The sequence below is a fragment of the Methylomonas sp. BG-2 genome (genome assembly GCF_057766305.1).
Window position 1 is genome coordinate 1 of sequence record NZ_JBYMAP010000204.1, and the last position, 6,851, is coordinate 6,851.

A 6,851-nucleotide genomic window follows, 5' to 3' on the forward strand; every position below is an offset into this window, starting at 1 on the left:
CGGGAGCAAGACTGGCCGTGGTTGCGCTCGCCCATCCTGCAAGCCACGCTGACGGCACTTGCCGCGTTGAGCATCGCGTTTTATAGCCAGTACAAAACCAAGCAAACCCAAACCGAAGACTTGATGAGATTGGCGACGTTTTCCCGGCAACCCATCGACGAACTCAGCCTAAAAATCACCGCCGCGATCAAAACCATAGACGACGGGTTTGATTTCAAAAGCCTATCCGAAAATGGCGAAGCGAAATGGCCGCAAGCCGATCACGCCGGCGAAGCGTCCGCGGATCATTAGTCGGAGGCTGCCACCTGCAACACGCCGCTGTTTATTCGCACCGAAAACGTCGCCACATCCTCGTAGGCCGGCGCGCATTTGACTTGGCCGGTCTTGACGCAAAACCGGGCGCCGTGGCGCGGGCAAACGATCTCGTCGCCGTCCAGTTCGCCGCTGGCGATTTCGGCGCCGTCGTGCGTGCAAACGTCGGCGATGGCGTAAAACTCGCCGCCGATGTTGAACACCGCGACATCGTCGCCGTCGACGTCCACCACCACATGCTCACCGTCGGCCAAGGCCGACGCCGCCACTACGTCTATCCAATCCGTCATAGTCCTCTCGCTGCTTATCGCCCAAAAGCGTCCGTCTACTTCAAATACACATCGTAACGCAACAGTTTGCCGTGCAAACTCTCCTGCGGTTTTCCACCCAAAGGCTCGGCGTAATCCGGGCTTTTGACGACCACCCGCCGGCCGGCAGCGGCCAGCGCCGCCTCGAACAATGCTTGCCGATCCAGATCGTCGCCAAGAATATCGCGCAAGATGGCCATCGATTTACGGGTCGCCGCCGACTGCTTGCGCTTGGCTGGAAACATCGGATCCAGATAAATGCACTCCGGCTGTTCCGGCAACCCCGCCAGCAACTCGATCGCATTGCCGACCAGCAAGCGCGGCGCTTGCAATTCGCGGCGCAGTACCCAGTCCTTGCGTGCCAAGCGTTCGAAACCATCGTGAATCAAGGCCGCCATCACCGGCGAACGCTCGATGCAGGTCACTTGGTAACCCATCCGAAACAAGGCCAGACTGTCTTGCGCCCAACCGCAGGTGGCATCGACCACCGTGTGCGTTTTTTTGCCGACCGCCTGCGCCAGCAAATCTTTTTTCGGGGCCGGATAGGAATGCTGCTCGCCGGGACGCGGATCGACTTCAACCGCCAACCCGCCTTTTTTCAGGTTTTGCCGGTCCAGCAGTTTCAGGAAGCCGTCGCGGTAAGCCAGAAAAATCTCGCCGTCGCCGGATAGCGCTCGTTCCAAACCCAGCAGGTTGACACCCAAATGTTGCGCCAGAACGGCCGCTCGCGCGTCGTCGTCGCTCAATACGGCAAGTTTGGTCGCGGTCACTATTCCGTCGAAACCGCTTCCTGCTCGTTTTTCAGCGCGGCATCCAGCGTGTGCCAGGCCAGCGTCGCGCATTTGACCCGGGCCGGATACTCGCGCACGCCGGCCAATACCGCCAGCTTGCCGATCGCTTCAAGGTTGATGTCTTCGGTCTTGCCGGTGGTCATTTCGTGGAATTGCTTGAATAAGGCTTCGGCCTCGTCTTCGTTCAAACCCTTGATGATTTCGGTCATCAGCGACACCGAAGCGGTGGAAATTGCGCAACCGGAACCTTGAAAACTGGCATCCTGAATCACATGGTCGTCGCCGATTTTCAAGAACAGGGTCAATTTATCGCCGCACAGCGGGTTGAAACCGTCCACTCTGCGATTCGCGTTATCCATGATCCGGAAGTTGCGCGGGTTGCGGTTGTGGTCGAAGATGACCTCTTGGTATAGGTCGCGTAGTTCGTCAAACATTAGCCAAACACCTCTATTAAGGATTTGATGCCCTGCATCAATACATCGATTTCTTGGCGGGTATTGTACATGGCGAACGAGGCGCGCGCCGTGGCCGGCACGCCGTAAAAATCCATCACCGGCATCGCACAGTGGTGACCAGCGCGCACGGCGATACCCAAGCTGTCCAGCATCGTACCGATGTCGTGCGGATGAATATGATCCAACGTGAACGACAAAATGCCGCCCTTGTGCTCGGCCTGGCCGATGATATTCATGCCCTTGATTTGCAAAGCCTGTTCGGTAGCGTAAGCCAGAAGATCGGCCTCGTATGCGGCGATATTGGCAATGCCGACGGCACTGACATAATCGATCGCCGCGCCCAGGCCGATGATTTCGGCGATGGCCGGGGTGCCGGCTTCGAACTTGTGCGGCAGTCCGGCGTAGGTGGTTTTCTCGAAAGTCACGGTGCGGATCATGTCGCCGCCGCCTTGATACGGCGGCATCGCTTCCAGCAAGGCTTGCTTGGCGTATAACACGCCGACGCCGGACGGCCCGTACAGCTTATGGCCGGAAAACACGTAAAAATCGCAGTCCAGGGCTTGCACGTCGACCGGCGTATGCGGAATGGCTTGGGCACCGTCCAACAACACCGGAATATTCTTGGCGTGGGCTACGGCGACGATTTTCTCCACAGGATTGATCGTGCCCAGCGCATTGGACATCTGAGTGATCGCCACCAGCTTGGTATTGGCGTTCAACAGTTTTTCAAACTCGTCGAACAGCAACTCGCCGGCGTGGTCAATCGGCGCAATTTTCAGGACCGAGCCGATTTGCTGGCATAGCATCTGCCACGGCACGATGTTGGCGTGATGCTCCATCGCGCTGATTACGATTTCGTCGCCGGCTTTAAGCTGCGAATGACCGTAACTTTGCGCGACCAGATTGATCGCTTCGGTCGCGCCGCGCACAAAGATGATTTCCTTGGTACTGGCCGCATTGATGAAGGCCCTGACCTTCTCCCGCGCGCCTTCGAACTTGTCGGTGGCTTTGACGCTCAAGGTATGCACGCCGCGATGAATGTTGGCGTATTCGCGGCTATAGGTATGGACGATGGCATCGATCACCGCTTGCGGCTTCTGGCAACTGGCGGCGTTGTCCAAGTAAACCAAGGGCTTATTGCGGATTTTCTCGCCGAGGATAGGGAAATCGGCGCGGATTTGTTCGATAGGAAATGTGCTCATCGCTCGCTAATGGGTTAAATTGATTTGGTCGTTACTAAACATTAGAATCGTTTCAGTCGATTCCTTACTTTGGATACCGCCATGGTCGCCGTTTTTCCTCAAAAACACCTCACCGACATCGCAGAATGGCATCGCATGGGCGAGGCCGGCATTTTTCCGCCGGAAAGCCACATAGAACTCATCGAAGGGGAAATTCTGCATATGGCACCGATAGGCTTTAACCACGCAGGACACACAAGGCGCTTAAATGCGTTATTTTCTTCGTTGGTTGAAAAACAATTTATTGTCAGCATCCAAAGCCCTGTGCAGCTCGGTGATCTATCGGAACCGGAACCGGATTTTGCCCTGCTCCGACCAGAACCAAATTTCTTTACCACCCGCCACCCCACCGCCGCCGACGTGTTGCTACTCATCGAAGTCTCCGACAGCACCTTGCACTTCGACCGCGAGCAAAAACGCCGTCTTTACGCTACCCACCTCATCCCCGAGTACTGGATCGTCAACCTGATCGACCACTGTCTGGAAATTTACCGGCAACCCGGAGATGGTGATTACCAAGTTCAAAGTACACTATCCAAGGCCGACGGGGTCAGGCTGGTTGCGTTACCGGATATCCAAATCCAAGTGGCGGACATTCTGTAGCGGCGAATCATTATTCGCCGCTACAAACTCATCGCCGGAAAACGCGCTAGCAACTCCTTCAGCAGCAAGCCTTTCAACTCGGCATTTTCGACCCTATCGACCATCTCGTTAGCAAACGCAAAGGTCAAAATATTCCGCGCCGTCGCTTCATCGACACCGCGCGATTGCAGATAAAACACCGACTTTTCTTCCAGTTGGCCGACGGTGACGCCGTGCGAACATTTGACGTCGTCGTTGTAAATCTCCAATTGCGGTTTGGTATCGACTTCCGCCTCCGCCGATAACAGCAGATTGCGATTATTCATTTCCGAATCGGTATGTCGCGCGCCCTCGGCGACAATCACCCGGCCCTGAAACACGCCGCGCGCCCGGTTATCCAACACGCCCTTGTAATATTCGCGGCTGATACCGTGCGCTTGCAAATGGTTGATGCGGGTATGGTTATCCAAATGCTGGCGGCCGCTAGCCACGAACAAACCATTCAAATTGCATGCCGCGGCCTTATTCAAATCGCTGTGAATATCGCTACGAGCCAGTAAGCTACCAAGAGCGAAGTTATGATGGGCAAAGCGGCTATCCGGCGCCTGCTTGACGTAAGTGCCGCCAAAATGCCTAGCTTTTTCGGCTTCCAGTTGCACCTTGTACAGCGTCAAGCCGGCATTGCGACCCAACAGGCACTCGTTAACCGAGGCGGTGAAATAACTGTCGGCACTGCCCACGTAGGTTTCGACGAAAGTCGCTTCGGCCTGATCGTTAACGATGAACAGGTTGCGAGTCGCCGCCAACGCATTGGTTTCAGTCACCACATGCAGAATCTGCACCGGCTTGTCGAGCGTCTGCTTGGCCGCGACTTCAATCACCACGCCGTCGCCGAACCAGGCGTTGTTGAACGCCACCAAACCGTGCTCGCGCGCCGCCACCGCCTGACCCAACCGAGCTTCCAACGCCGCCGGGGCTTCGCCCAACAACTGCTTGAGGCTGGATACCGTCACCGCGCCGGCATCGGCATCGATACGCGACAGCTCCGCGGCAAAACGGCCGTTGACCAGTACCACGCTGATGGCGTCTTCCAGCCGATGTTGGTTTAACCATGCGGCATCGATCGCTTGGCTCGTCGTCGGTGCAAACACGGTTTTGCTCAACGCCGACAGGTCGGTGTAGCGCCATTCTTCCTCGCGATGACCGGGAAAACCTCGCTCGCCGAACGCTTGCAAGGCCTCGGCACGAAATTGCCGTAACCATGACACGTCCCGGCCGGGCAGGCTGTCGGCCAGCGCCGGATAGGCCGTCAAATACGGATTGTTCGTCGCTTTGCCGATCATGCCGCTTGTCCTTCCAACCAGCTATAGCCTTTTTCTTCCAGTTCCAGCGCCAGCTCCGGCCCACCGGATTTGACAATCTTGCCGTCGGCCAGCACGTGCACCACGTCGGGCTTGATGTAATCGAGCAAGCGCTGGTAATGGGTAATCATCAGGAAGGAGCGCTCGCCGTTGCGTAGCGAATTGACGCCTTCGGAAACGATACGCAGCGCGTCGATATCCAGGCCGGAATCGGTCTCGTCGAGGATGCACAAATTCGGCTCCAGAATCGCCGCCTGCAGGATTTCGTTGCGTTTCTTCTCGCCGCCGGAAAAGCCTTCATTAACCGCGCGGTACAAGAATTTCTCGTCCATCTGTAGCAATTTGACCTTGCCTTTGACCAAGGTCAGAAAATCCATCGCATCGACCTCCGGCAAGCCGCGATGCCTGCGCATGGCGTTCAGCGCCGCTTTCAGCAGATAGATATTGCTGACGCCGGGGATTTCAACCGGATATTGGAAGGCCAGAAACACGCCTTCGCGGGCGCGGACTTCGGGGGCCATTTCCAGCAAGTCCTTGCCGTTGTAGGTGACGCTACCGGCGGTGACTTGATAACCGGGTTTGCCGGAGAGCACGTGAGACAAGGTACTCTTGCCGGCGCCGTTGGGACCCATGATGGCGTGGACTTCGCCTGGATTGATATCCAGGGTCAGGCCTTTGAGGATGGGTTTGTCGTTTATTGATACGTGTAGGTTGTTGATGCTAAGCATACGTTTTTTACCTAAGTTTTTAAAATGTAGGCTGGGTAGAACACAGTGAAACCCAGCGTTTTAAATTCTTTAAATTGTTTCGCTACCGCGAAGATTTATTTATCGTTCCCACGCTCCAGCGTGGAAATGCCGCCTTTGACGCTCCGGCGTCATGTTGGGCTTGGCTGGGTTGTTAAATCCAGCCTTGAAATCTTTATTGTTCTGATCGTTCCCACGCTCCGGCGTGGGAATGCAGCCTTTGACGCTCCGGCGTCATGTTGGGCTTGGCTGGGTTGTTAAATCCAGCCTTGAAATCTTTATTGTTGTTTCGCTATCGCGATAGCCTATTTTAATGTCGGGTCTCGGCCCGACAGCCGAGGTGCTTTTCTTTGCTTGTCCAAAGAAAAGTACCCAAAAGAAACGACACCCCATGCCGCTTAGATCCTGCGCTCCGAAGGCTTTGAGCGGGGTTTTCGGAAGGGCTGTCCTAGCCCTCCGAAAACGCGCGGCATCCCTGCCGCGCCCCTGCGGGCAAATCCACTCAAAGCCTCCGGTGCTCGGCGCGGCAACAGGGGAATAAAACCATCCCCAAATCGATCAAATGACTATTCTTTAAGCGCCCAATTCGGAAAATATACATACGTGCCGAACAACGCGAGGCGCATCGTTCGCGACCGATGCGCTTCGTATCCACTCTGCACATCCTACGCGGGAAAAATTCACCTAAATGGAATATCAGAAACACTGACATCAATATTCTCAAATCCTTTAACCCTAAGCACATGCTTTAACTTATCTGCCCGAATATACTTTTCTTTATGCGGACCAACAATTATTCTCTTAATTGGGAGATTGTTTTTTATGTCATTAAACAGTTCAACATATGGAACACCAGCCCCTCTGAGTTTTATCTTTTCTTCAAAACTCGAACGACTATTGCTCGGAACACGAATTGCAATCCTCACTTCATTCTCTTCACTAAACGCATGATGCTTGAATGTAACCGCGCAACGGATAACCGAAAACAAAGCCTTGTTCACTAAATCAGAATGTGGCTCAAGTGCATTAAAATAAATTTGATCGGATAATTTTAT

Annotated in this window: 9 protein-coding genes; 2 read left to right on the top strand and 7 right to left on the bottom strand. The window is 54.9% G+C overall.

Translation table 11 applies throughout. The features are described from left to right. On the top strand, nucleotides 1-291 hold a 291-nt coding region (locus AC3B8H_RS16470; RefSeq protein WP_488442637.1), incomplete at its 5' end, for a hypothetical protein. Here AC3B8H_RS16470 and AC3B8H_RS16475 read toward each other — a convergent pair. From AC3B8H_RS16475 to AC3B8H_RS16490, 4 genes are read right to left on the bottom strand one after another with little or no spacing between them, the layout of a single operon-like run. Beyond that, nucleotides 288-602 (bottom strand): non-heme iron oxygenase ferredoxin subunit, encoded by a 315-nt coding sequence (locus AC3B8H_RS16475; RefSeq protein WP_488442638.1) that lies wholly within the window; start codon nucleotides 600-602, stop codon nucleotides 288-290. The genes AC3B8H_RS16470 and AC3B8H_RS16475 overlap by 4 nt on opposite strands. A gap of 35 nt (nucleotides 603-637) precedes the next feature. Then, a complete protein-coding gene (locus tag AC3B8H_RS16480; RefSeq protein WP_488442639.1) occupies nucleotides 638-1,390 on the bottom strand; it encodes a class I SAM-dependent methyltransferase in 753 nt (250 codons plus the stop codon). Further along, nucleotides 1,390-1,845, bottom strand: a complete 456-nt coding sequence (gene sufU / locus AC3B8H_RS16485) for a Fe-S cluster assembly sulfur transfer protein SufU (protein ID WP_488442640.1) — start codon at nucleotides 1,843-1,845, stop codon at nucleotides 1,390-1,392. The genes AC3B8H_RS16480 and sufU overlap by 1 nt, the downstream gene beginning before the upstream one ends. After that, the gene (locus AC3B8H_RS16490; RefSeq protein WP_488442641.1) at nucleotides 1,845-3,068 is read right to left on the bottom strand and encodes a SufS family cysteine desulfurase; all 1,224 of its coding nucleotides are present in this window, start codon (nucleotides 3,066-3,068) and stop codon (nucleotides 1,845-1,847) included. The genes sufU and AC3B8H_RS16490 overlap by 1 nt, the downstream gene beginning before the upstream one ends. A gap of 81 nt (nucleotides 3,069-3,149) precedes the next feature. Between AC3B8H_RS16490 and AC3B8H_RS16495 the strand changes: the two genes are divergently transcribed. Continuing rightward, a complete protein-coding gene (locus AC3B8H_RS16495) occupies nucleotides 3,150-3,710 on the top strand; it encodes a Uma2 family endonuclease (RefSeq protein WP_488442642.1) in 561 nt (186 codons plus the stop codon). A gap of 20 nt (nucleotides 3,711-3,730) precedes the next feature. Here the strand turns inward: AC3B8H_RS16495 and sufD are convergent, their stop codons facing one another. From sufD to AC3B8H_RS16510, 3 genes are all read right to left on the bottom strand, one after another. Further along, entirely contained in the window at nucleotides 3,731-5,032 is a 1,302-nt protein-coding gene (sufD, locus tag AC3B8H_RS16500) for a Fe-S cluster assembly protein SufD (RefSeq protein WP_488442643.1), read from the bottom strand. Next, entirely contained in the window at nucleotides 5,029-5,778 is a 750-nt protein-coding gene (sufC, locus tag AC3B8H_RS16505) for a Fe-S cluster assembly ATPase SufC (protein WP_488442644.1), read from the bottom strand. Before sufC ends, sufD begins: the two co-directional genes overlap by 4 nt. Before the next feature lie 698 nt (nucleotides 5,779-6,476). Beyond that, nucleotides 6,477-6,851 (bottom strand): hypothetical protein (locus AC3B8H_RS16510; protein WP_488442645.1); only part of this gene is annotated, 375 nt, incomplete at its 5' end.

What these genes read in the sequence shown, in the direction of transcription:
- sufC (WP_488442644.1), bottom strand. Translation starts at nt 5,778, where the DNA reads ATGCTTAGCATCAACAACCTACACGTATCAATAAACGACAAACCCATC.
- AC3B8H_RS16490 (WP_488442641.1), bottom strand. Translation starts at nt 3,068, where the DNA reads ATGAGCACATTTCCTATCGAACAAATCCGCGCCGATTTCCCTATCCTC.
- AC3B8H_RS16475 (WP_488442638.1), bottom strand. Translation starts at nt 602, where the DNA reads ATGACGGATTGGATAGACGTAGTGGCGGCGTCGGCCTTGGCCGACGGT.
- AC3B8H_RS16495 (WP_488442642.1), top strand. Translation starts at nt 3,150, where the DNA reads ATGGTCGCCGTTTTTCCTCAAAAACACCTCACCGACATCGCAGAATGG.
- sufD (WP_488442643.1), bottom strand. Translation starts at nt 5,032, where the DNA reads ATGATCGGCAAAGCGACGAACAATCCGTATTTGACGGCCTATCCGGCG.
- sufU (WP_488442640.1), bottom strand. Translation starts at nt 1,845, where the DNA reads ATGTTTGACGAACTACGCGACCTATACCAAGAGGTCATCTTCGACCAC.